Origin of the sequence: Vibrio jasicida 090810c (assembly GCF_002887615.1) — a bacterium.
Lineage (GTDB): Bacteria > Pseudomonadota > Gammaproteobacteria > Enterobacterales > Vibrionaceae > Vibrio > Vibrio jasicida.
Genome location: NZ_CP025793.1, coordinates 1,082,939 through 1,106,468, shown reverse-complemented (window position 1 = coordinate 1,106,468; position 23,530 = coordinate 1,082,939). Strand labels below are relative to the sequence as shown.

Sequence of the window (23,530 nt, the reverse complement as noted above, 5' to 3'; positions counted from 1 at the left end):
TCAGACATTCGTTCTCACATTTTGTGGAACTAAGACCTCTAAAAGCCCCCCCCCTTTTTTCTCTTTGTAATTTGCTTTCTTCGTTAAGTTTTGTAGGAAATATCAAACAAAATCATTAATTTTTATTACGTAAATTAACGGTTATTTTTCAAGCACGATCTTAGTTAGACCCCCGAATGGTAAGGAGTTACAAACCTCACCCAACCCTTAAATGCCGAGTTTGCAAGGACACGCAAAGTTATGCAACTTGACTAATGACAGTTCATTCATATTCGTCAAACTATATAGCTGTCAGCGCTGGCGTTTTTCTGTATTACGAAGAGAACTTATTATGAGTGATAAATCGAAAACGAAACCACTTCCTTCTTTTGTTGAGGAACGCCTGGATTTTTACCTTCAAGATTTGATTGAACAAAACGAGAACCAAAAGCACTTGGTTCTTGGTAAACGTCCAAAAAGCAACGCGGTAATCATGCAAAGTAATGACTACCTAGCGTTGTCTCATAACGAACAAATCCAGAAAGCACATCGGGATGCGATCGTTGAACACGACGATAACGTGGTGATGTCAGCAATCTTCTTACAAGACGAGTCCTCTAAGCCTGCTTTCGAAGCATTGTTAGCCGACTATGTTGGTATGGGCAGTTGTTTACTTTCCCAATCGGGATGGGCTGCTAACATTGGTTTGCTGCAGACCATTTGTCCGCCTGAAACACCGGTCTATATCGACTTCTTTGCGCATATGTCATTGTGGGAAGGTATTCGGGCAGCAGGAGCGCAAGCGCATCCATTCATGCACAACAACATGAACCACTTGCGTAAGCAGATCCAGCGTCATGGCTCAGGCGTCATCGTGGTAGATTCGGTCTATAGCACGATTGGTACGATCGCCCCACTCCACGACATCTACGAAATGGCGCGTGAGTTTGATTGTGCTTTAGTGGTGGATGAATCCCACTCATTAGGAACACACGGGCCTAACGGCTCTGGCTTGGTAAAAGCGCTGGAACTCACTGATAAAGTCGATTTCATTACTGTCAGTCTGGCAAAAACCTTTGCTTATCGAGCAGGAGCGATTCTCGGCCCAGAAAAACTCGCGAAAACACTTCCTTTTGTTGCTTATCCAGCGATTTTTAGCTCGACGGTATTGCCTCAAGAAGTGATTCGCTTGGAGAAAACGTTGGACGTCATTAAAGGGTCCGATCATAAACGTAAAGACCTTTTTCAGCGCGCCAAAGAGCTCAGAACTGGATTAAAACAGATTGGGTTTAATATTCGGAGCGAATCTCAAATTGTTGCCTTAGAGTGCGGTAGCGAACGAAATACTGAACGTGTGCGTGACTTTCTCGAAGACCGTGATGTTTTTGGCGCAGTATTCTGTCGCCCTGCAACAGGAAAGAACAAAAACATCATACGTTTCTCGATCAACGCCGATATGACACCACGAGACATCAACCACGTGCTTACGGTATGCCAGGAGGCGTTTAACCATCCAGAATTAGAGTTCGTATAATAAGAAAAGACAACGGCCCTTTTGAATGGAAGCTTGTATATTGCCGCTAAAATAAAAGAGCTCAGCGTGTTGCTGAGCTCTACTCGTTATTGATTTCAGTTAGATCCAGTTTGCAATCTTATCGAAGAGTCGGTTCTTATCTGCGGGCTTAACAATAAAATCAGACATCCCGGAAGAACCAATCTTATCTAATGTTACCGGAGAACTATCACCAGTATGTGCAATAATAGGTACAGCCGAATACGCTTTATTTGCCCCTCGAATACGTCGTGACGCCTCTACGCCATCCATTACTGGCATCTCAATGTCCATCAAGATAAGGTCGATGTTATCGATATCCAACGCATCTAAAGCCTGTTGTCCATCTTCTTTTTGGATAACATCAAAACCTTGCTTTTCTAACAACATTGCGGTGAATTTTCGTAAAGATTCATTGTCATCAACTACCATTATCGTGCGCTTATTTGTCGCATCTAAAGGGCGCACTGGCAGTGCTGTGACAACATAGCTCGCATCATAGAGCAAACGGTCAATAGTGGCTTTGGTGTTCAATAGCCACGCTTGGGTTTCGACCCAGATCGCGTCAAAACTCACATTACGAACTCGTTCTATTGGATGGTGCTCAAACAAATAGACGATACGAGCTTCTGTGAACGATAGCAAAGACTCAATTTTATCGAGGTGACTTCCCCTAGAATCCAAGCTTTCCATATCAACAAAAATAAGGTCAAACTCGAACTCATATTCTTTCTTCTTGAGGGCTGACGCAATATCCAAAACGGTCAATTCAAACCCCATAAAGCGCGCAATATCAGTAACTTTTGCAACCAATATGTTTTGCTCCGTAACCATTAAAATGGTCTTCAGTTTGGTCAGCTCATTTTTAATTTCTTTAACCGAGCTTGAGGTAATCAGTGGAAACGTCATGGTGAACTGAGACCATTCACCAACTTCTGATTGGCATTTGATGTCGCCGCCGAACGAACGCATCACTTTCTTACAAAATGGCAATCCTAATCCATAATTACCTGATTTACCGGTCGTGTAAAAATCTCTGAAGATGCTGCGAATCACCTCGCTCGGAATACCTGAACCGTTATCCGTGACAACAATTTGGTTCACGACCTCATCACTGTACATGGTGACGTGAATATGAAAATCTTCGGAACTTCGATGATGAAAGGCATTCTTGAATAAGTTGTACATCACATACTTCAACAACGTGTCACTACCCAAGAAATCAAATTCACTTCTTACATCCAAAGAGATAGCAAAACGGTCTGTCGAACGTTTATAGCTGAAGCTCTCGATAGCACTCTCCACGACAGTTTGTGCCGAGTGTTTCTTGAATGTTGATCGAGAGACACGATTTTCATCAATCGAGGTAAGCAACAAATCAATCGTCTCGTTTCCAGAGTGAATGATGTTCATTGCGTCATCGCTCACTTCCCGTAACAGTGTCACATCTTCATCACTTAAAACATATTGCTCTTTCCTCCCCTGTTTAGGGTTGGGCAGCACGGATTGAATAACATCAATCGACGTTAGTAAGCCACTAAGAGGGTTGCGCATTTCATGGGCGATACCAGCCCCAAAAGACTTAGCCAAAGATACCTTTGCTTCGTGCTCGACCTGATTACGGAAGTAAAACAAGTTACCAAACAGGTAAATAAACAAAAAGATTGGCACGTGAGTCCAATCCATCGTGAGTTCTAAATGGAAACCTTGAGCAGCCCAAGCAAAAAACGTCGCTAGTCCAATCCCGGCAAATGTTTGAGCAAACATTACTCGCGTAATATGTACCAACAAAATATGCAGAAATATCGCCGACATAAAGGACATGACCCACACGTTGGACCAATTATTCATCAACAACATGTAGAAAAAGAAGCAAGGTAAACAAAGTGTGACCGCAACTTGGTAGTAAGCAGGTAAATATCGGCGCCATTGAAAAGGCATACGATTACGAGCAATGATGCCGAAGAACAAAACGGAACACAGTAAACGTAGCGGTAGATTTTCATAGGGTTGCGGGAACATAAACTCCCACACCACGTAATAGATTGGGAATCCAACAAAGCCCATCCATCCTACTAGCGTTAGGTTTGGTTCTGCGTACTGATAAACTTTGCGAATCGCGTCCATATTGAATACTTTATTAACTAAGCCTTAACGTTGTTGACTAATTTTATGGTTTGCTTTGTTTTCATTCTATTTGCCCTTCAATTATATATTACTTAAGGAGCATAAGCAGTGAGACTTCAATCAAATATTTCGCGACGCTCTACTTTAAATTTAGCTCGTTATATTCACAAAATTAATAATTAAGCAAATTTGAATATTAAACAAACAAAAACGCGAACTCGCGCAATGTCTCATGCAGGAAAGCCGTGCAACATCAATTTCTAGAAAGAACACGCTCTCACCGGCTCAACTTATCAAACAAGGAAGCCTATGCAACCAATAGCAATCAAAAATGTCGTATTCGATGTTGGAAATGTACTCGTTAGATGGTCGCCAATCGAAATTGTTAGACTCACTTTTGGCAATGATGCCGATGTGGAATGGCTCGTCAAAGATCTGTTCACAAGCTCAATTTGGATGGACTTAAATAAAGGCCTGATTAGCGAGTCGCAAGCCAAACAGCGTTATCAACAAGAGAAGCAACTTTCAGCAACAGATTGTGAACGACTCTTTTATTATGTAAAACAAACACAATTGCTTATTTACGGCAGTGTCGATTTACTGAAACGTTTAAAGGCTGCGGGTTATGGCGTCTATGCATTAACCGACAACGTGGTTGAAATTGTTGAGTATCTCAAATCAACGTATCAATTCTGGCCGCTGTTCGATGGCACGACGGTTTCTGCCGAATTGGGGTTATTGAAACCTCAACCAGAAATCTATCAGAACCTTCTTGAAGCTCACCAACTTGTTGCTTCAGAAACGGTGTTTCTTGATGATATGCCTTATAACGTAGAGGGGGCAAAAGCGGTTGGTATGGCTGCAATTCAATTTGAAAATGCTCAACAATGCGAAACTGCCTTGAAACAGCTTGGATTAATATTCTAATCTTCTGCTTTCCTGTGAGCCATAAAAAAGAGCAGCGAATTCGCTGCTCGTTCATGTTTGATACGTGAGTAATGTCTAAGAATAAATTACGTTTTCTTCAATCCCGCTCACTAAGGATTGAGCACTGGACCAACGGAATACTTTTTCCATGACCTCATTTCCACTAGGCGCTTTCCAACTGCGCTCTTGACACTCTTGCCCACCGATATGCTGATAAAATTCTACCGCGGGTTCATTTTGTGAAACTACCTCAAGATATAAACCACTATCTTTGAAATATTGTTGGTGCCACTCCGCAACCGCAAGTAAAAGCTGTTTGCCGATCCCACGCCCTTGATAACCACCATCAACATGTAGCGCTTCAATGAAGCTGCCACGTTCAAAGTCATGGTTACCGAACACACAAACAAAACCAAGAAGAAGACCACCCTCTTCTGCTAATACGATGTGTTGGTTAAATGGAGGGTTTGTCAGACGCGTTTGCCAAATCAGTAATTTGTCGTCACTCGCTTCGCTATCCAAATAGCCGTCACTCAGAATGCCACGGTAATGTCGCTTCCAACTGTCCACGTGTAACTGCGCGATGCGTTCATAATCCTTATATTCCGCTAATCGTAATTCCATTACGTATTCCTATTTTCTTACATTTCTTTGCTTCTCTATCGAGCTTTGGCATTTTCCACCTCATTCCGGTCTTATTATTGGCAGATTTTACAAATCTAACGCCATAGCTCATTGATTAATACTACTCATTATTCGTTTAAAAGCAAAATATCCCACCAATAAGCGCGATAAATCATAAACATTGTGCAGCGATAGAGCAGTCACAACTCGATACAAAGTCGTCTAACTTTAGTTTGACTTACACGTGTACGCTGATATTCTAGCGAACAGTTGTTAGCTCAAAGTTAGGGACACATCGTGACGCATAATAAGCCGCCCATTATCTGGTTGAATCTATTGATATTTTCTGCCAGTTTTATACTGACCTTCGTTGTATTGCCTTGGTATGCATACCATTACGGATTAGGTTGGGAACATCTGATCTGGGGTATCATCGCCTTTAGTTTTACCAATCTCTCCATTACCGCGGGTTATCACCGTCTGTGGAGCCACAAAACCTATGAAGCTCACCCAGTTTTACGATTCATCTTTGCCATCGGTGGTGCTTTCTCTCTTCAAAACAGTGCAATGCATTGGTCTTCTGATCATCGTGTTCACCACAAACATGTAGATGACAATGACAAAGACCCGTATTCAGCGAAACGCGGATTTTGGTATTCGCATATTGGTTGGATGCTACGCGACTATAATAAATCGAAAGAAAACGAGTACACCAACTGTCGTGATTTGAAACGCGATAAGGTCGTCGTGTGGCAGCATAAATATTATGTTCCACTCGCAATCCTGACCAATATTGGCTTTCCTCTCGCATTGGGTTTGATATATGGCGATGTATTGGGAATGTTTTTAATCGTTGGAGCAGCTCGCCTCTTCCTAAGCCATCACACTACCTTCTTTATTAACTCATTGGCGCACGTTTGGGGTAAGCAAACCTTCACAGACAAAAACACGGCTCGTGATAACGGTATTTTGGCTTTCTTTACCTTTGGTGAGGGATACCATAATTTCCACCATATCTTTGAGAACGATTACCGAAATGGTGTGTACTGGTGGCATTACGACCCAACGAAATGGTTGATAAAATCATGCTCTTGGCTGGGGTTAACAACCAAACTTCGTACGACATCGACTTTCCGTATCGAAAAAGCGCGCGCAACTCAGTTGCTGAAAAAGGCAAAAGAAAAGTTAGAAACGAAACCGAATAGCCAATCGATTCGAGACCAACTTCAACAGGAATTCGATGCACTTGTACACCACATGCAAGAATATTATGAAGCGCGAAAAGAAGTGCTTGGTGAGAAAACAGCAACGGTAGTGAAAAAGTACGAACGTTCCGTATCAAAGCTGAAATACGAACAAATTAAGGAAGAATTTGAACGTCAACAACGCAGTTGGAACCTCTTAGTGCGACGCTACTCATAACGTGTTACTCGCGCTTCAATATAAAGACGTCAAAACAAAAGCTCCGTTCATCCGGAGCTTTTTTGTTCAATCAAGCCCCTTTAACGTGATCTAGCTCGAACTATCGCTTTTCCTACTTTTTAATCATTTCGTACGATTTTTATTCGACAAATCGTTCATATTTTCCTTTCTTTAAAATCAATAAAACCAGTGCATAACACCTAAAAAACGTAATTTAAACAATATAATCCAGCGCAATTATTTATTAATCTATTATTTGTTTTAGATCATGCTAGCTCTAATTTAGTCTCGTGCCACAAGAAAGAATTCTGTAAATTCCTTGTCATAAACTGAAACAGTTTCTTTCTTTTTTTCATAATATCTGGAGACAACCCTATGTTAGAGCTCTTAATTGGCTTGGCAGTGACCATTGCTGTGGGTTATTTCATTGTCAAAGGCTACAAAGCCGCTGGCGTGTTATTAACCGCAGGTATCAGTTTGCTTCTTATAACAGGTCTGCTTGGCCATGACGTTCTGCCATCAAAAATAACCTCAACGGGTAATATGGTGACGGACTCACTAGAGTACGTAAAATACATGCTTCAATACCGTGGCGGCGGCCTTGGTATGCAAATCATGCTACTTTGTGGTTTTGCGTCTTACATGACACACATCGGCGCAAACAATGTTGTAGTAAAACAGTTCTCTAAACCGCTTTCTGTTATCAAGTCTCCTTACGTCCTTTTGGTAGCGGCTTACATCGTGGCATGTTTGATGTCTCTTGCAGTGAGTTCAGCAACTGGCCTAGGCGTTTTGTTGATGGCAACTCTGTTCCCGATGATGACGGCTATGGGTATCTCTCGCCCAGCAGCGGTTGCAGTATGTGCTTCACCTGCGGCAATCATTCTTTCACCAACATCTGGGGACGTGGTCATCGCTGCGGAAAAATCAGGCCTAGCGCTTGACGTGTTCGCGGTTCAAACCGTACTGCCTGTGTCTATTTGTGCAATCATCGTAATGGCTGCAGCAGCTTTCTTCTGGAATAAATACCTAGATAAGAAAGACAACACACCAATGGAAAAGATTGACGTATCAGAAATCAAAGCTGATGCGCCAGCGTTCTACGCAGTTCTTCCTTTCCTTCCAATCATCGGTGTATTCCTATTCAACGGTCGTACGATTCCTGGACTGACTCTAGACATCTACACTATCGTGGTAGGTTCTATCTTCTTAGGTGCAGTGATTCACTATGTGGTGAACAAGTTCGACGGTGAGAAGTCACTTGAAGATCTCGATTCATGCTATGCCGGTATGGCAGACGCGTTCAAAGGTGTAGTCATGCTGTTGGTTGCGGCGGGCGTATTCGCACAAGGTCTAATGTCTATTGGCGCTATCGATAACCTACTACACCTTGCAGACAACGCGGGTGCGGGCGGCATTGCGCTCATGCTTATCCTAACGGGTTTAACTGTTGCCGCTGCGATTGCGACGGGTTCTGGTAACGCTCCATTCTACGCGTTCGTAGAGCTTGCTCCTTCACTGGCTGCGAAGATGGGTCTTAACCCTGCGTTCCTAATCATTCCAATGCTACAAGCATCTAACTTAGGTCGTACTATCTCGCCAGTATCTGGTGTAATCGTTGCGACTTCTGGTATGGCAAACATCAGCCCATTCGAAGTTGTGAAACGTACATCAGTACCAGTTCTAGCTGGTCTGCTTACGGTTATCATCGGTACGATGGTTCTTGTACCAATGACGGCATAAGCACCGACTGTATAACAGCGATTAACAAAGGCTCGGCTTCTATGTCGAGCCTTTTTGCATCGATTCAACACACCTCGTCAACACTTTTCCTCCCTCTGATACTCCGTATTGAATACGCAATGTGTCTCTTATTTACAAAACACAGCACATTATAAGCCAGACTAATTTGCTTAATATCTCAGCTACTTATATAACGTTCCAATACATTCAAAAAATGGAACTTACTATGACTTCACTTATTGTTTTTATCGTCATCATTTTGCTTATCGCGGTGTTTGCGGTCAGCATTTACAACAAGCTAGTGACGCTACGTAACCGCTTTAAAAACAGCTTTGCTCAAATTGAGGTTCAGTTAAAACGTCGCTACGACCTGATCCCAAACCTTGTTAGTACAGCAAAGGGCTACATGGAGCATGAGAAAGAAACGTTTGAGCGAGTGATTCAAGCTCGAAACCAAGCCATATCCGGTTTGAAAGCAGCCAGTAACGCACCAGACAGCGACGCAGCCATTAGCCAATTAGCACAAGCAGAAGGCATGTTACAAAATGCACTAGGCAAGTTAAATGTGGTTGTAGAAGCGTACCCAGAACTGAAAGCCAACGAAACCATGAGCCAACTGCAAGAAGAGCTGACCAGCACAGAGAATAAAGTCGCTTTTGCTCGCCAAGCTTTTAACGATGCAGTGACCAGCTACAACACCTACAAGCAAACTTTTCCACCCGTTCTGTTTGCCAATATGTTTGGCTTCCAAGACGGTAAGCTGCTGGAGTTTGCAGACAGCGAAGCAATCCAAGAAGCGCCAAAGGTTGAGTTCTAATGGATTTCTTTGACCATCAAGATACCGCACGTCAACGTACCGGGCTTTTGGTGTTTCTGTTTTCCTTAGCAGTATTAATCATCACTGGTTTGGTCAGCGTACTGTCGATTGCCATTTATTACGGGGTCACTGGTGAGCCGTTTGATCAACGAACCGCTATCACCTACACCTTGCTGTGCTTTGGGGGCGTAGCCTTAATTGTCGCAATCAGTTCGATGTTCCGCTTATCTGAGCTTTCTTCTAATGGCGGACGCGGCGTTGCCGAAAGTATTGGGGGGAAGCTCATTTCCTCGAATACAACTGACACAAAACACCGTCAATTACTTAATGTGGTTGAGGAGATGGCAATTGCATCTGGTATTCCCGTCCCTCCTGTTTATGTAATGCAGGAAGAGCGAGGTATCAACGCATTTGCCGCAGGCATGAGTATTGATGATGCCGTCATTGGTGTTACACAAGGCGCGCTTGACATCTTTTCCCGAGATGAGCTGCAAGGCGTTATTGCTCACGAATTCAGCCATGTGTTAAATGGCGATATGCGATTGAATACACGCTTGATAGGCGTCTTGTTCGGCATTACTTGTATTGCGCATTTGGGTCACTTGGTTCTCGACAATACACACTACACTAGCCGCTCATCAAGAAGCTCCTCCGATTCTGATAAAGGCTTTGCTGTCATCATGTTGGTCGCGATTGTATGTTTAGTGCTTGGTTGGGTTGGTACTTTATTTGGATCAATGATCAAAGCAGCTATCTCACGACAACGTGAGTTCTTAGCGGACGCGAGTGCGGTTCAGTTTACTCGTAATGACCAAGGCATTTCAGGTGCTCTAAAGAAGATTGGCGGTCACGCATCTGGATCTAGCTTAAATGCACAAGCGAGCAGCCAAATGAGCCACATGATGTTTGGGCAAAGCAGTTTGTCTGGCTTCACCGGCTTCTTCGCTACTCACCCACCTCTGGAAGAGCGAATCCGTCGCATCGAACCTAACTGGGACGGCAGCTTTTTACACAGAAGTCAGAACCACGCTTCAGCGTTTGGAAATGAACAAGTCAGTGGGTTTTCGTCCGATGCCGACTTTGGTTCTACGCACCTTGAAACTCCAGTTGAAACAAAAACTTCTTCAGAGCTAAGTGAAACGGGTAAACTGCTTATCAGCCAATTGCCCCAAGGCTTGGTAGACATTGCGCGTGAACCCTACAGTTCGCGCTTTATTGCATTGCTTCTGATCTTTGATGGTAGTGATGTGCAACGTGAGATGATTAAAGGTCATATTCCAATGGTCTCGCACGCAAAGCTGTTACCGTGGCTGGATTACGATTTGCCCCTACATTTGAGGCTTCCTCTACTAGAGCTCGCTCTCCCTGCGCTTAAATCGATAAGTGAAGGTCAGAAAAGTAGACTTTGCCAAGTGTTGCGTGAATTGTCTCAAACCGATAATCATTACTCACTAGGTGAATGGTGCGTCATTAACTTGTTAGAAAAGCAGCTTATTGCGCCATTTGGTTCTACTCGCCAGAACAAAACCTTTAAGCAGCTCAAAGAAAGCGTTCACTGGTTACTACGTGAATTGGCATGGGTCACCCATTCAGAGCACGAAGGCGCGCAGCGAGCATTCAACGCTTCGCTCAAATCGCTAGGGTTTGCAGAAACCACGCTAGTAGAACCAAATAACGACTGGCGCTTAAGTCGCGCAGCACTGGAGTTGTTGCTGCAACTTAAGCCACTTCAACGACGCCAGTTTGTTAAGGCGTGTCGTTTGGCTATTGAGTCTGACGGCAAGATTACCGTCGCAGAAGGCGAATTGTATCGAGTGATAGCATGCTTCTTAGAAGTGCCAGAACCGCCACTGACTGTGACGCTTTAACTGCACAAAGTAAAACGCCAGCAATGAATGCTGGCGTTTTATATTCGTAAACGGTTTTACGCTGTCGCGACTCTAAAGCGCTCTGGAATCTTAGTAATGCTTTGACGGTAGCTGAACCACAAGTAGGTTACCGCTAACGAGAAGAACAAGTAAGACAAAGCAAACACGATTGGAGAAGTAATCAACTCAGCTGACATCCCCCACATTACACCAACTACGGTAATCGTCAGCTTAGACAACATGCCACAGATCAATAAGAACAAAGCAAGCTGTGGGAAGCGGGAGCTACGGAATGCGAAGAAGTAGCAACTGCCAACGGCAAGTGTTGCAATAGACAAACCTAGCATGAATGAATGGATGTGATCTGCTGATGCAACACCTGCAGAAACAGAAGCCATAAGTAATAGGAACAATTTCATAAGTCACCTCACTACAAGTAGAGAAAAGCATCCTTTCATTAATGAAAACTCATTTTGCGCCCTATTTTGCTTATCTATTTAGCAATTACAAGCACAATTTTTGTTCAATTTATGTTCACTCTATCCTTCCGAATTAAGTTATTACAAGCAGTTAACATTCTCTAATTTATAAACCCTTTAGTTCCTGCACTTACAGAAAACAGTCTCTATTTTGCCCACTTTTGTTACAGAACATTAACACTAAAATATTTTGAAACTTTTTGCTTAAACTGTGAACCAAACACTCAGCTTCACGCTATCCACCTTGTTTCACTTAGGATCTCACTACCAAACCAGCGATTCTTTACGTTAGATCAACATTTTCTTCATATATAAAACCATCCCATTACAAACATTTTTAATGCTTCAAATTATTTTTAGTGACAGGGGTAAAAAGAGATTCCAATCACACATTTATTGGTTATAATCCGCGCTCATTACGTTATGTGTTGAAAAACGCAAACTTATTTTGAGCAAACCTTATCTTTAAACCGACCCCTCTTTGCTATTTGCCTAGGGGTATTACTGAGAACAAAAATGAGCAAGATTGATAAAGCTATGCGCATCCTGTTAGCAGGATTCTGTATCAACCTTTGTCTTGGCATCCTGTATGCTTGGAGTGTATTCAACAAAGCACTAGTGACAGAGTCAGGCTGGAGCGCAGCAGAAGCATCTGCACCTTACGCGACTGCAACTATTACTTTCTCTATCTGTCTTCTTGTTGCAGGTATTCTTCAAGACCGTATGGGGCCACGTTTGATCCTTATCCTAGGTACTGTTCTTACAGGTCTAGGCATGATTGCGTCTGGTTTTGTTAACTCGCCTCTAATGCTGAACATCACTTTCGGTGTGATCACTGGTGCAGGTATCGGTTTTGGTTACGCGTGTCTTTCTCCTTCAGCAATGAAGTGGTTCCACGCATCTAAGAAAGGTATGGTTAACGGCATCATCGCAGCAGGTTTCGGTCTAGCAGCTATCTACCTAGCTCCTGTGACTTCTGCGCTGATCGACAGCATGGGCATTCAAACAAGCTTCCTAGTTCTTGGTGTTGGTATCCTTGCTATCGCTGTTCCTCTAGCAGCAACAATCAACAACCCACCAGCGGATTACACGCCAGCAGAGCCTAAAGTAAAAGAAGGTCAAGCACCGAAGGTTGTTAAGAAGTCTGACGACCTAACGTGGAAAGCAATGCTTAAAACGCCACAGTTCTACTCTCTATGGATCATGTACGCGTTCGCAGCTTCTGTTGGTCTAATGATCATCGGTAACATCACGACTATCGCAAGTGTTCAAGCGAACCTACCAAACGCAGTTTACCTAGCGTCTATCCTTGCGGTATTTAACTCAAGCGGTCGTGTAGCAGCAGGTATGCTTGCAGACAAGATCGGCGGCGTACGCACTCTTCTTCTAGCGTTCGTTCTACAGGGCATCAACATGGTTCTGTTCGCAACGTTCAAGACTGAGTTCACGCTGATCATCGGTACAGCAATCGCGGCAGTAGGTTACGGTACGCTTCTAGCAGTATTCCCTACTCTAACGGCTGAATTCTATGGTCTGAAGAACTACGGCACTAACTACGGCGTGCTATACACAGCATGGGGTATCGGTGGTGCAATCGGTGCTGCTGTTGTTGGCTTCTCGATGACAAATGGCGAAGGCTACACACTGGCTTACACAGTATCAGCAGCAATGATGGCGGTATGTATCGTACTAGCGTTCATCACTAAGCCACTGACTGAAGCAAAAGTAGCGCAGCTGAAAAACGCATAATCATTAGGTCTACAGGCCCTGAGATCTATTTATACAATAGATTTGCAGAAATTGATTCGAAAAAGGCTTAACCTATGGGTTAAGCCTTTTTTATTGCTAGTTGGTTATGGAAAACACGGTCGAACTCGCCCCAGATTACTATCTCAATAACTTCTTTAAACTCACGCAGCACGCCACCGAGTGGTACTGTGATTTGCTCACTTCAGAAGAGCATCTGTGGTTATCAGTTTTTGAAAGCTTATCCAAACCCGCTCAATGTCTTCTCGTACGCTTGTACAGTCGCAAAGGCTGTTGGTTTCGTAGCGACAAACTCAACTATCAAGAAATCGAGAATATCGAGTCGGCTTTGGGTGAATTGGCTGGTCATGATTTTGTCTCGCTCTCACCTGACCTAACGATACAGGAATTAGCAGCGAATCTACTGACCAAACCGGAAGTCTTATCGCTCTACCCTCAATACCCTAAGTCCCTTAAAAAAGAGGACTTGGTGGCATGTTTAAGTAAGAGCAAGTTTGAACAATTCGAAGATCTAGATTTCACGGTGATTAAGCTGAACTCCGCGCATATGATTGATGTACTGCTAGCCCTATTCTTCGCGAATACTCATCAGGACTTAAGTCAGTTTGTCCTTGATGATTTAGGTTTGAATCAATTTGAAACGTACCAACTTAGTGAAGCTCGACGATTCTTTGAAAATAGAGAACAAATAGATCGCCTGATCGAACTCAGTCAAATCTCCAACCTTTATTGGCAAAGCGATAGAAAACAAAAAGCAAACCTCGATGTTCTTATCGAAGCAATGCCAGAACGAGTTGAACATCGCTACGTCGAGCGTAAACGCGAACACATGATTAACGACATTGCACGTGATTACGAACGCATAAACGAACTTGAGATGGCAATTGCGCTGTTTGAGAAGACCACACTCGCGCCAAGCCGAGAGCGTTGTGCTCGCATATACGACAAGCTAGAACAAAACGATTTATTTGGTGACATTGTCACGGAAATGCTCACTCAGCCTATTGATGTCTCTGAGTTTGAGGTAGCACAGAAGCTCGAACAACGCGTTAAACGTAAACAAGGCTTGAAAGTCCCGAGAGCCACCAAGCCAAAATGCAGCGAATACCACATCGAATTGGATCTATCTCAGCAACGGGTGGAGCTGGCAACCAAAGCGCATTTCGAAAGTTTAGGTTGGACCGTTTTCTATTCCGAGAATACTCTACTTAACAGCCTGTTGGGCTTAACCTTGTGGGATGCGATTTTTGCACCGATAGAAGGCGCATTCATTAACGCTTATCAACATCGACCATTGGATTTGTATCACGCCGATTTTGCCGATAAAAGAAAGCAGCTTATCGACAATGCGCTTGAGCAAGTTCAACAAGGGAAGACGCAGGCGCTGATTGATACATACCGAGATAAAATTGGTATCAGTAATCCCTTCGTCAGTTGGGCATATGTGAACGAAGAGTTGTTATCCCTTGCTCTTGAACACATCCCTAATGCCCTGTTGGTCGAACTGTTTAACGTGCAGTTAAGCGACCTAAAACTCTATCGAAACGGTATGCCGGATTTGATTGCATTTAAAGATGGGAAGTTTGAATGGATAGAAGTGAAAGGTCCGGGCGATAAACTCCAAGATAACCAATGGCGTTGGATCAAGGAATTCAATCGCCTCAATGTGCCGTTCTCAGTCTGTTATGTATACCCAAGTGACTTCAAGATGCAGGATTCAGAGCGTTGTCATTGATTCGAGGTCAAGGAAAACGACGCCGCGTAATAGCCAGCTCTTTCCAAGTTGTTTGACGCAGAGATCGGGACAATGACACGCTCCTGAAGGGCGAGCTGTCTTGGCTTGTATACTTTGTTGTCGATTCTTGATTTAGAGTGACTAGATCTTTAAATCGCCGCCGCGTCTACAAACCAAGTCATTCTCGCTGAACCTGCATCTCGAGGTTACTTGGGTATAACAGCACAAGCTTAGAAAAGAGCCAGAATGGTCTTAGCTACTTACTTTGGCGTTCTTCTGCCCTTTCTTCTCTTTCAATTGATCAATCACGTAGCTTGGTGCGACTTTCTCTAGTTCGCCCAAGCACTCATCTGTTTTCGGGTTGTCGTAACGAACATAAATGTCGCAAACCGCATAAAGCTGTTCCGGCGCACCAGAAATCAAATACGCTTGCTCAAAAGACTTCACCGATTTGTCTAGGTTGTAGTCTTCTTGCAGTACGCCATTGAGATACCAGTAGTAGCTGTTATCTTTCGCCATGTTGGCCGCTTTTTCGATTTCTGTCGCTGCATTCTTCTTCTCATCCAAACGCACCAGCGTCAGCGCTTTCGAGTAATGCAAAGACGCATTATCAGGATGAAGTTTGATCGCAGAATCCAACGTCTTTACCGCATCGGCATCGCGCTGCTGCGCTCGGTAGTTGTCGGCCAAGCTTAACCAAATTTGTGGATTTTCAGGCTGATTGGTCACCAAAGCTTGATAGATTTTATCCGCTTTATCCCATTCATGGTGCCAACGATAGACATCCGCTAACAGCAGTTTCGAGCCGTCATCTTTCTTGTGCTCTAAGTAGCTGATCAGTTCAGCAACCGGAGCTTCAAGCGTTTGCTGTTGCTCGCTGCTCACGTTAGAAAAGTCACGCACTAAGTTGGTCGCAGCAGTAATACGGACCATCGCCTCTGGATCACTCAACAGTGGCTCAATCATGCGCCAGCGATGTTCAATCGTGTAAGGTTCTGCTCCCACAATCGCGGCCTCACGAACCGCTGGGTCTTGGTCTTGAAGGCTGCGTGCAACTGCCACTAGCGCGTTTTGACTTGGGTACTTCGCCAGCTCATGCAACGCTTCAATGCGCTTTTCTACTGGCTGTTTCACGTCTTGAGCTTGATAAGACCACTTCGCAACCACTTGCTGTGGCGACATCTGTGCCGAGTTTGCTTTTTGAGAGCTTGTCACGCTGGCAGAAGAAACTTGGTCCGGTGCTAGCAAGGTTTCATCCTGCGCGGCAACAGATTGGCTTACGGTGACGCCTAGAGCGATGGCTAATAACGTTTTTGAGAATGTCATATCAATCCCTTAAAATTTGGTTTCGAATACAGGACGCTTCGCCGCTTGTTGGCGTAAAACGGCATCACTGTATTTGCCATGTGCCACAGGGTTACCCGTTGCACGAAGAATGTATGCCATTGCCTTATCAGCATGAGAGAAGAACTTTTTCCAACCTGCACACAGGTAGTTCAACCCAGGTTCACCGTCTTTGGTGCGAATGAAACGGTTTTTCGGACACTCGCCGTAGCAAGCGAATTGGTAATCACACTGTTGGCACTGCTTGGTTAGCGAGCGAGTCTTGGCAAAGCCAAACTTTTGCTGCTCAGGACCATACGCCAACGTGTCTAATTTTTCGTGGTGGATGTTGCCAATCTTGTATTCTGGGTAAACGTAATGGTCACAAGCAAAAACATCGCCGTTTGGTTCCATTGCCAAGCCTTTACCGCAGATTTCACCGAGTGTACAAAGCGGGTTTCTGCGACCCATCCACGCCTCGACACTCGCTTCAAAGTATTGAACGAAGACTTTACCAATGTCGTTTTGTACCCACTCATCGAAAATAGCGATAAGGAAGTTACCCCAAGCCTCGTCCGCGACACACCAAGATTCAACGACCGAGTCTTTGTGACCAGGAATAAGACGCTTGTCGCCTTGTTTCAACTGCTCTTGCGGCTCCCATGTTTGAGGTGCGGTAGTACGGAACGTTTTTTGTTCCACGATGGGAATAAACTGCATTTGAGGAGAGCGAACTTCATCACGTAGGAATCGGTACACTTCAATTGGGTTACGGCTCGTTAGGTTATTCACACAAGTCAGTGTCGCGAACTTTACTTCATGAGCGTGCAAAAGCTCCACAGCGTTCATCACTTGCTTGAACGTGCCTCGCCCTGCTCGGTTGGTACGGTAAGCATTGTGTAACATCTCTGGTCCATCGATACTCAAGCCGACCAAAAAATTATTCGCTTTTAGAAATGCACACCAGTCATCGTTCAGCAACGTACCGTTGGTTTGCAAATCGTTGGAAATTATCACACCTTCAGGCTTGTACTTCGCTTGAAACTCAACAATTTTCTTGAAGTAATCCAAACCCAACATCGTTGGTTCACCCCCCTGCCAAGAGAAGATGATTTCTGGTGTGTTTTGCCCTTCAATGTATTGGCGAATGTAAGTTTCAAGTGTTGCTTCATCCATTACTGGCGTGCAGCCTTTTTTATACTCAAGTAAGTCCTGCTTGCTGAGATAGTAACAGTACGTACAGTCTATGTTACATGCCGCACCAATTGGCTTTGCCATCACATGTAAACGCTTAGACGCTTTACCATTGAACTGAGGACCTTGAGTAATATGCATGAGTCACCTTTAGCGTAATGAAAGTTAAGATGATACGACCATAACAACGCCATTTTCACCTTGATGACCTAATCATAAATCTCATTAATACAAGAGGCTTGTTATACCGTTTATAACCTTTTTTCATAGCGTTTATTGCTAATCTTCATCATGACTTTTTTGGCGAGAAACTATTGATGAAATCATTTAAAAGCAAATCGTTAACCGCACTTTCCATTCTATCATTCAGCGTATTAATGAGTGGTTGTGCGACTCAATCACCGCACCCTATCGCGCTCAACATTGATCAAGATATGGTGTTGGTTGAAGGCGGTTCATTTGTCATGGGATCGGACAGCGACTCCGCCAAGAAGGCAGAAACCCCTGCACGCGAAGTGAGCGTAGATGGCTTCTATATTTCCAAATTCGAGGTCACTCAAGAATTGTTTGAATCTGTCATGGGTTCTTCAATGAGTTACTTCCAAGGTGCAGACGTCCCGGTTAACAACTTGAGCTGGCAGCAGGCGAATTACTTCATCGAGAAGTTGAACGAGCTGACCGGTGAAACCTACCGCTTGCCGACAGAAGCGGAATGGGAGTTTGCCGCAAAAGGGGGTAACAAGAGCCAAGGTTTCACTTACGCAGGTTCAAACAACATTGCTGATGTGGCGTGGTATGCCGACAACTCCAAAAACCAAGCTCATCCCGTTGGTCAAAAACAACCTAATGAACTTGGTCTGTATGACATGACAGGTAACGTTGGTGAGTTCGTGATCGACGCGTATGACGATACTTTCTACCGCTATGGCCCAACCGAGAATCCAAACAACGCTAAAGATGAAAAAGCCGGCCTAGCACACAAGTCCGTGCGAGGCGGCAGCTTTGCTTATGATTCTGATGAATCAGAGAATTTCCGTCGTGATTTCGCTAGCCAGTCTATAATTATGTCGGACATGGGACTTCGCCTTGCTAAAGATGCTGATTAAGCACGATTACGCATGAGAAGCGACGTTACTGCCCCTTTGCGCATTCTTACCAATTAACACGTCTCTTGGTTAGGGAAATGGTTAGGGAAAGAGGCTAAATCCACGTTGTTCTCATTTACGTTTCACCTCAAATGTATACAAGCAATACATTCAAACTTAGGTAAATAATAATATGAAGAAACACATCTGTGCCCTTGCAGTCTTATCTGGTTTATCGTTCTCAGCGATGGCTTTAGATTGCGACCCAAGCTTGCTGCCTTCTTGGAAAGATGGAGCAAGTAAGACCGCCATCGTAAACTACATTGACCAATCTTTGGATACAACGAAATCGACATTCATCCCTGAGCAAGACCGTATTGCCGTGTTCGATAACGACGGTACGTTATGGTCAGAGAAGCCATTCTACTTCCAACTGGCTTATGCGCTAGACGAAGTGAAACTCATGGCAAAAGACCACCCAGAATGGAAGACAAAAGAGCCGTTCAAATCCGTATTGAATGATGACATCGAAAGCGTCTTTAAGGGTGGTGAAAAAGCGCTACTTGAGATCGTAAAAGTCACCCACAGTGGCATGACAGTAGAAGAATACCAACAGAAAGTTTCTGAGTGGTTGAAAGCCGCAAAAGATCCGCGTTTCGGCAAAGCTTACACAGAGCTGACTTATAAGCCGATGCGTGAAATGGTGACCTACCTGCAAGAACACGGCTTTAAAACTTACATTGTCTCCGGCGGTGGCGTGGACTTTATGCGTGTTTGGGCACCAGAGGTTTACGGCATTCCAGAACAACAAATCATTGGTAGTGCACTGAAATACAAGTACGACTACAACGACGGTAAGCCAACCGTCACTAAACTAGATGAGATCCTGACCATTGATGACAAAGCGGGCAAAGTTGAAAATATTCAACAAATCATTGGTAAGAAACCAGTACTCGCTATTGGTAACTCAGATGGTGACCACGCAATGATGCAATGGGCAACAAGCCAACCAAACTCTATGGCAATGATCGTTCATCACACTGATGAAGATCGCGAGTGGAAGTACGACCGTAAATCGAGTGTGGGGCACTTAGACAAAGCGATGGATGAGGCCAACCAACGTGATAACTGGCACCTGATCGACATGAAAAATGAGTGGTGTACGGTTTACTAAATACGCCTTTGTAGATGAGAGACTCCCCTTCATGGGGAGTTTTTTATTTATTTTCAAACGTTAGGCTTTTCTTCACGATCACTTCACGACTCTTCACACATAATGCCTCTCATCAAAACGAAGAGGTAAAACAAAAATGACAAGAACACTCCTGACAATCCTAGCGGCAAGCTCTTTCTCTGTTGCAGCAGCGCCCTATGTAGGTTTGGAATATGGATTCGGCACGACTGACCACGATTTTGAGACATCTTTTGACGCTGACGGTGTGAATCTAAACCCTGAATTGGAAGACGGTATTTTTGGTGGCTTTGTTGGCTACTCTATCAACGACTCTTGGGCAGTAGAACTGGGTTACAACCAATTTGAACTAGAAGATAGCCGCTCAAAGAACCTAGGCATCCAGAATATTGATGGAAAAGACTACCACCGCGAAATGGAATGGGATTCATCCATCAAGGCAAAACAAATCACGCTTGCTCCTGTGTTTAGCTATGCATTAAACGATAAATGGACCACCAAAGTAAAAGCGGGTCTGAGCTACACACAATACGAATCGAAAGCCGGTAAGTACGAAGAGCACGAACTGGTTTCAAATGACGATGTGGAAATGAGCAAAACACTTTTCCACAGCACAGAAAAGAATAACGAGTTGGGTGCCGTCTTCTCTGTTGGTGCGGAATACAAAATCTTCCCTCAATTGACCATCGGCGCAAACGCGAAGTACCAACTTGATAGCTACGCAAACACAGCATCGATTAACGTAGGTTCAACCTACTACTTTTAATATAGGAAGCCTCTAGCATGAAGAAACTGATCTTAGCTACCGCACTCGCTCTTTTATCAGGCTCTGCGTTGGCCGCTTTTACTGGCCCAACGACATCTGCCATTAATACCGTCAAAGAAGCGCAGAATGCCGCTGACGATAGTTTTGTTCTGTTAACGGGGAACATTGTCCAAGCCTTAGGTGACGAGACTTACTTGTTTAAGGATGAGACGGGCGAAATCCAAGTTGAAATCGACAACGAAGATTGGATGGGCCAAGACGTATCACCACAAGATAAGGTCGCGATTCGTGGTGAAGTTGATTCAGAGTGGACAACAATGCAAATCGACGTTGATACTATCCAAAAAATCTAAGCTCTCCGCGCTAATAACGACAAAGCCACCTCACTTAGGTGGCTTTTGTGTATAAGTTTAAATTTATTATGAATCGACACATAAGCAAGGGCAATTCGGTGGAAGTACCAAGTTGATGCTTCTAGCTTGAACATCAAAACGAATTTTACTCGAGCGGTAAGGCTCACCATCTAAGTTGAGCGGCAACAACTTAGGAAAATCGATTTCCAACCAACTTGCCTGAGTGTGTTTAACGAATTGCCCTAGTTCGGTTGGATTTTGAATTTCCTGAATGACTTGCGGCAATTCATGAGGCAGAAATGGGTGAACGAGAGTGATGTCCATAACACCGTCGTCAATGAATGCATTTGGGGCGAGCTCTTGCCCTCCGCCAGCCAAACGACTGTTACAGAATGCACCAACTAGGATTTCCCCATTATAGCTGCCTTGTTTTATCGTGACCGTACCATCGTAGGGTTTAAAACCGAGCGCTTTTACCAAGCCCGTCAATGTGTACGCACCGCCCCCAAGAAAGTTCTTCAGCTCTACGGGCGTCTCTGCGGTAATTTCTGCACCAAACCCTGCAGCCGCAACATTCATAAAATAACGATCATTGGCTTTTACGCTATCGACTGCCACAGCATCACCGTTTATCGCCAGCGCTAATGATTCGCGAATCGTCGTGGGAATTTGCGTCGCCGTCGCAAAGTCATTCGCGGCTCCCATCGGGATAATCGCCAGCTCAGGCCGGCGATCTACTTCGATTTGGTTTAATGCCGTTACCGCTTCATTAACAGTGCCATCGCCACCAGCCACAACAATACGCTTAACGCCTTCATTGACCGCTTCTCGGACCAAACGCGCCATATCTTGAGATTCCCATGTCACGCGAACTTGAACATCTACACCCTGCTCCCGCATGCGGAAGATCTCGTTACGCAACTCTGGAGTACCCGCTTTTTTACCATTTAAAATGGCACGTATTGCCTTCATACTTACTCCTCGTTATCGAATCGCTTTACCCGCTTGTTTGATTTGCGTTCTTAACCATTGGTGGGCGCTTTCATTGCTGCGACTCGAATGCCAAATTGCACAAAGATCATGCTCACTGTCACTAAATGGCAGCGGGACCGCTTTGATATTATAGGTTTTAGAAAAATGGTTGATGGTCGAAAACGGTAACATTCCGATGTACTCACTCCCATCGATCACTGGCAACATTTCCATTGCCCCTGCGGCGCGATAAACAATATTGCGACTCGCCAAGTCTTCAATGTCTTCTCCCGTCAACAAACTGTTTCTAGCATGCCAACGAGACACCACAACGTGCTCTTCTGCCAAAAATTGCTTCACCGTACATGTATCTTGAATTCTAGGGTGCTCAGCATTGCATACCACCATCAAACGCTCGGAAAAAATCGGTTCCATTTTCAGTACGGTGCGCCCACGCGGCGGAAGATCAATGATCAAGTCATAGCGCTGTAGGCGCAGGTCACTCTCATAATCTTCAGTAAAAAGTGGGTGAACTTCGAGCGTAATTTTTGGGGCATGCTCTCGAATCTGGCGCATTAATTGTGGCATCAACTCATAACTGGCTACCGAAACACAAGCGATCGAGAAAATACGATTAGAAACTTTAGGATCGAAACTACTTGAGGCGGAGAGTGTAGAAGTGAAGTTTTTTAGCGCCGCTACCATGGCTGGATAAATATCCATCGCGAAACTGGTCGGCTCAACGCCAGAATTACTGCGGTGGAACAACGGCTCATCATAGATATCACGCAAGCGTGCAAGGGCCTTGCTCACAGCGGGTTGGCTTATATCTAATCGAGCAGCAGCCTTAGATAGGTTCTGCTCTTCATAGATTGCCACAAAAATGGGGATGAGATTTAAATCAGTACTTTTCATTTCGCCAACATAAAACGGGGAGTTAGTTTTATTTTAGCTAACAGTCTGATCTGAAACGAGTCAAAGCACTGGATTTGAGCGTTTATGCATGTTTTCGACAGTTTTGACCCTCCACTGACGAAGACAATTCTGAAAACCGCTCAAGATTTTCCTAGATACGGCGTGAGAAACTCGCTGGCCGCTTCGCCACACAAACCGACCTCGACGTCGACACCACCAGCCTTGAGCATATCGATACCACGACCTGCATTGCGAGGGTCAGGGTCTAACATGGCAACCACAACTTTCTGGATACCACAATTAACGAGTGTCGCAGCACAAGCTGGCGTTCGCCCAACAAAAGAACAAGGCTCTAATGTCACATATGCCGTTACTTCGCTCAAGTCACCTTGATAAGCCTTTAACGCTTCAACTTCAGCATGGTTGCCACCAATCGCTTGAGTGTACCCCTCTGACACAATCTGACCGTCTTTCACGAGTACACAGCCGACAGGTGGGTTTGGTTGACAAGCAGGCAACGCGTTGCGAGACACTTCCAACGCGCGAAGCATAAATTGTTGGCTCATTTGATGTTGATTCTCAATATTCAAAATTTGGGTGATGGATTCTAACGCCAGCATGCTTTCCTCGCTATATAAAAGTGTTTGCAATATTGATACGTTTTGTCTCATCAAACAATTCACTCTCCTC

Annotated in this window: 20 protein-coding genes; 12 read left to right on the top strand and 8 right to left on the bottom strand. The window is 44.4% G+C overall.

Annotation, left to right across the window (positions count from 1 at the left end):
* The first annotated feature begins 211 nt into the window (after positions 1 to 211).
* Positions 212 to 1,513, top strand: coding sequence for an alpha-hydroxyketone-type quorum-sensing autoinducer synthase (gene cqsA / locus C1S73_RS22535; protein ID WP_081634758.1), 1,302 nt, complete (start codon positions 212 to 214; stop codon positions 1,511 to 1,513).
* 99 nt (positions 1,514 to 1,612) lie between these two features.
* On the opposite strand, the gene C1S73_RS22530 is transcribed toward cqsA, so the two are convergent.
* Positions 1,613 to 3,658 (bottom strand): hybrid sensor histidine kinase/response regulator, encoded by a 2,046-nt coding sequence (locus tag C1S73_RS22530; protein WP_038867862.1) that lies wholly within the window; start codon positions 3,656 to 3,658, stop codon positions 1,613 to 1,615.
* Between the two features lie 309 nt (positions 3,659 to 3,967).
* Between C1S73_RS22530 and C1S73_RS22525 the strand changes: the two genes are divergently transcribed.
* Entirely contained in the window at positions 3,968 to 4,585 is a 618-nt protein-coding gene (locus C1S73_RS22525) for an HAD family hydrolase (RefSeq protein WP_038867864.1), read from the top strand.
* Positions 4,586 to 4,660: 75 nt separating this feature from the next.
* Here the strand turns inward: C1S73_RS22525 and C1S73_RS22520 are convergent, their stop codons facing one another.
* Complete coding sequence (locus C1S73_RS22520) at positions 4,661 to 5,209, bottom strand: GNAT family N-acetyltransferase (protein ID WP_038867865.1); 549 nt, start codon at positions 5,207 to 5,209, stop codon at positions 4,661 to 4,663.
* Positions 5,210 to 5,506: 297 nt separating this feature from the next.
* On the opposite strand from C1S73_RS22520, the gene C1S73_RS22515 reads away from it, so the two are divergent.
* The 4 genes from C1S73_RS22515 to C1S73_RS22500 all read left to right on the top strand — a co-directional run bounded on the left by C1S73_RS22515 (position 5,507) and on the right by C1S73_RS22500 (position 11,059).
* Positions 5,507 to 6,631, top strand: coding sequence for an acyl-CoA desaturase (locus C1S73_RS22515; protein ID WP_038867867.1), 1,125 nt, complete (start codon positions 5,507 to 5,509; stop codon positions 6,629 to 6,631).
* A 375-nt stretch (positions 6,632 to 7,006) separates the two neighbouring features.
* On the top strand, positions 7,007 to 8,374 hold the full coding sequence (gene dcuC / locus C1S73_RS22510; protein ID WP_038867870.1) for an anaerobic C4-dicarboxylate transporter DcuC: 1,368 nt from the start codon (positions 7,007 to 7,009) through the stop codon (positions 8,372 to 8,374).
* 226 nt (positions 8,375 to 8,600) lie between these two features.
* Entirely contained in the window at positions 8,601 to 9,191 is a 591-nt protein-coding gene (locus C1S73_RS22505; RefSeq protein ID WP_038867873.1) for a LemA family protein, read from the top strand.
* Positions 9,191 to 11,059 (top strand): M48 family metallopeptidase, encoded by a 1,869-nt coding sequence (locus C1S73_RS22500; RefSeq protein WP_038867874.1) that lies wholly within the window; start codon positions 9,191 to 9,193, stop codon positions 11,057 to 11,059. The genes C1S73_RS22505 and C1S73_RS22500 overlap by 1 nt, the downstream gene beginning before the upstream one ends.
* A 56-nt stretch (positions 11,060 to 11,115) precedes the next feature.
* On the opposite strand, the gene C1S73_RS22495 is transcribed toward C1S73_RS22500, so the two are convergent.
* Positions 11,116 to 11,478 carry a hypothetical protein gene (locus C1S73_RS22495; protein ID WP_038867876.1) on the bottom strand — a complete coding sequence of 121 codons (363 nt, stop codon included), beginning with the start codon at positions 11,476 to 11,478 and terminating at the stop codon, positions 11,116 to 11,118.
* Positions 11,479 to 12,054: 576 nt separating this feature from the next.
* Between C1S73_RS22495 and C1S73_RS22490 the strand changes: the two genes are divergently transcribed.
* Both C1S73_RS22490 and C1S73_RS22485 read left to right on the top strand, forming a co-directional pair.
* Positions 12,055 to 13,287: an L-lactate MFS transporter gene (locus tag C1S73_RS22490; protein WP_038867879.1), complete on the top strand. Its 1,233-nt coding sequence runs from the start codon at positions 12,055 to 12,057 to the stop codon at positions 13,285 to 13,287.
* A 106-nt stretch (positions 13,288 to 13,393) separates the two neighbouring features.
* Positions 13,394 to 15,040 (top strand): VRR-NUC domain-containing protein, encoded by a 1,647-nt coding sequence (locus C1S73_RS22485; protein ID WP_038867881.1) that lies wholly within the window; start codon positions 13,394 to 13,396, stop codon positions 15,038 to 15,040.
* A 252-nt stretch (positions 15,041 to 15,292) separates the two neighbouring features.
* On the opposite strand, the gene C1S73_RS22480 is transcribed toward C1S73_RS22485, so the two are convergent.
* Positions 15,293 to 16,366, bottom strand: a complete 1,074-nt coding sequence (locus C1S73_RS22480; protein WP_038867883.1) for a HEAT repeat domain-containing protein — start codon at positions 16,364 to 16,366, stop codon at positions 15,293 to 15,295.
* Between the two features lie 9 nt (positions 16,367 to 16,375).
* Positions 16,376 to 17,698 (bottom strand): anaerobic sulfatase maturase, encoded by a 1,323-nt coding sequence (locus C1S73_RS22475; RefSeq protein ID WP_038867885.1) that lies wholly within the window; start codon positions 17,696 to 17,698, stop codon positions 16,376 to 16,378.
* A 176-nt stretch (positions 17,699 to 17,874) separates the two neighbouring features.
* Between C1S73_RS22475 and C1S73_RS22470 the strand changes: the two genes are divergently transcribed.
* From C1S73_RS22470 to C1S73_RS22455, 4 genes are all read left to right on the top strand, one after another.
* Positions 17,875 to 18,663, top strand: coding sequence for a formylglycine-generating enzyme family protein (locus C1S73_RS22470; protein WP_038867887.1), 789 nt, complete (start codon positions 17,875 to 17,877; stop codon positions 18,661 to 18,663).
* A 172-nt stretch (positions 18,664 to 18,835) separates the two neighbouring features.
* Entirely contained in the window at positions 18,836 to 19,816 is a 981-nt protein-coding gene (locus C1S73_RS22465; RefSeq protein WP_038867889.1) for an HAD family hydrolase, read from the top strand.
* A gap of 136 nt (positions 19,817 to 19,952) precedes the next feature.
* A complete protein-coding gene (locus C1S73_RS22460; RefSeq protein ID WP_038867892.1) occupies positions 19,953 to 20,600 on the top strand; it encodes an AcfA family outer membrane beta-barrel protein in 648 nt (215 codons plus the stop codon).
* Positions 20,601 to 20,617: 17 nt separating this feature from the next.
* A complete protein-coding gene (locus tag C1S73_RS22455; protein ID WP_038867894.1) occupies positions 20,618 to 20,953 on the top strand; it encodes a YgiW/YdeI family stress tolerance OB fold protein in 336 nt (111 codons plus the stop codon).
* A 66-nt stretch (positions 20,954 to 21,019) separates the two neighbouring features.
* On the opposite strand, the gene yegS is transcribed toward C1S73_RS22455, so the two are convergent.
* The 3 genes from yegS to C1S73_RS22440 all read right to left on the bottom strand — a co-directional run bounded on the left by yegS (position 21,020) and on the right by C1S73_RS22440 (position 23,406).
* Entirely contained in the window at positions 21,020 to 21,925 is a 906-nt protein-coding gene (yegS, locus tag C1S73_RS22450; RefSeq protein ID WP_038867896.1) for a lipid kinase YegS, read from the bottom strand.
* 12 nt (positions 21,926 to 21,937) lie between these two features.
* On the bottom strand, positions 21,938 to 22,840 hold the full coding sequence (locus C1S73_RS22445; RefSeq protein WP_038867898.1) for a LysR family transcriptional regulator: 903 nt from the start codon (positions 22,838 to 22,840) through the stop codon (positions 21,938 to 21,940).
* A gap of 140 nt (positions 22,841 to 22,980) precedes the next feature.
* Positions 22,981 to 23,406: a bifunctional diaminohydroxyphosphoribosylaminopyrimidine deaminase/5-amino-6-(5-phosphoribosylamino)uracil reductase RibD gene (locus C1S73_RS22440; protein ID WP_038868111.1), complete on the bottom strand. Its 426-nt coding sequence runs from the start codon at positions 23,404 to 23,406 to the stop codon at positions 22,981 to 22,983.
* Between the last annotated feature and the right edge of the window lie 124 nt (positions 23,407 to 23,530).

Bases quoted from the DNA above. Each gene is read 5' to 3' on its own strand.
- cqsA (WP_081634758.1), top strand. From the start codon at position 212: ATGCCGAGTTTGCAAGGACACGCAAAGTTATGCAACTTGACTAATGAC.
- C1S73_RS22530 (WP_038867862.1), bottom strand. From the start codon at position 3,658: ATGGACGCGATTCGCAAAGTTTATCAGTACGCAGAACCAAACCTAACG.
- C1S73_RS22525 (WP_038867864.1), top strand. From the start codon at position 3,968: ATGCAACCAATAGCAATCAAAAATGTCGTATTCGATGTTGGAAATGTA.
- C1S73_RS22520 (WP_038867865.1), bottom strand. From the start codon at position 5,209: ATGGAATTACGATTAGCGGAATATAAGGATTATGAACGCATCGCGCAG.
- dcuC (WP_038867870.1), top strand. From the start codon at position 7,007: ATGTTAGAGCTCTTAATTGGCTTGGCAGTGACCATTGCTGTGGGTTAT.
- C1S73_RS22505 (WP_038867873.1), top strand. From the start codon at position 8,601: ATGACTTCACTTATTGTTTTTATCGTCATCATTTTGCTTATCGCGGTG.
- C1S73_RS22500 (WP_038867874.1), top strand. From the start codon at position 9,191: ATGGATTTCTTTGACCATCAAGATACCGCACGTCAACGTACCGGGCTT.
- C1S73_RS22495 (WP_038867876.1), bottom strand. From the start codon at position 11,478: ATGAAATTGTTCCTATTACTTATGGCTTCTGTTTCTGCAGGTGTTGCA.
- C1S73_RS22490 (WP_038867879.1), top strand. From the start codon at position 12,055: ATGAGCAAGATTGATAAAGCTATGCGCATCCTGTTAGCAGGATTCTGT.
- C1S73_RS22485 (WP_038867881.1), top strand. From the start codon at position 13,394: ATGGAAAACACGGTCGAACTCGCCCCAGATTACTATCTCAATAACTTC.
- C1S73_RS22480 (WP_038867883.1), bottom strand. From the start codon at position 16,366: ATGACATTCTCAAAAACGTTATTAGCCATCGCTCTAGGCGTCACCGTA.
- C1S73_RS22475 (WP_038867885.1), bottom strand. From the start codon at position 17,698: ATGCATATTACTCAAGGTCCTCAGTTCAATGGTAAAGCGTCTAAGCGT.
- C1S73_RS22470 (WP_038867887.1), top strand. From the start codon at position 17,875: ATGAAATCATTTAAAAGCAAATCGTTAACCGCACTTTCCATTCTATCA.
- C1S73_RS22465 (WP_038867889.1), top strand. From the start codon at position 18,836: ATGAAGAAACACATCTGTGCCCTTGCAGTCTTATCTGGTTTATCGTTC.
- C1S73_RS22460 (WP_038867892.1), top strand. From the start codon at position 19,953: ATGACAAGAACACTCCTGACAATCCTAGCGGCAAGCTCTTTCTCTGTT.
- C1S73_RS22455 (WP_038867894.1), top strand. From the start codon at position 20,618: ATGAAGAAACTGATCTTAGCTACCGCACTCGCTCTTTTATCAGGCTCT.
- yegS (WP_038867896.1), bottom strand. From the start codon at position 21,925: ATGAAGGCAATACGTGCCATTTTAAATGGTAAAAAAGCGGGTACTCCA.
- C1S73_RS22445 (WP_038867898.1), bottom strand. From the start codon at position 22,840: ATGAAAAGTACTGATTTAAATCTCATCCCCATTTTTGTGGCAATCTAT.
- C1S73_RS22440 (WP_038868111.1), bottom strand. From the start codon at position 23,406: ATGAGCCAACAATTTATGCTTCGCGCGTTGGAAGTGTCTCGCAACGCG.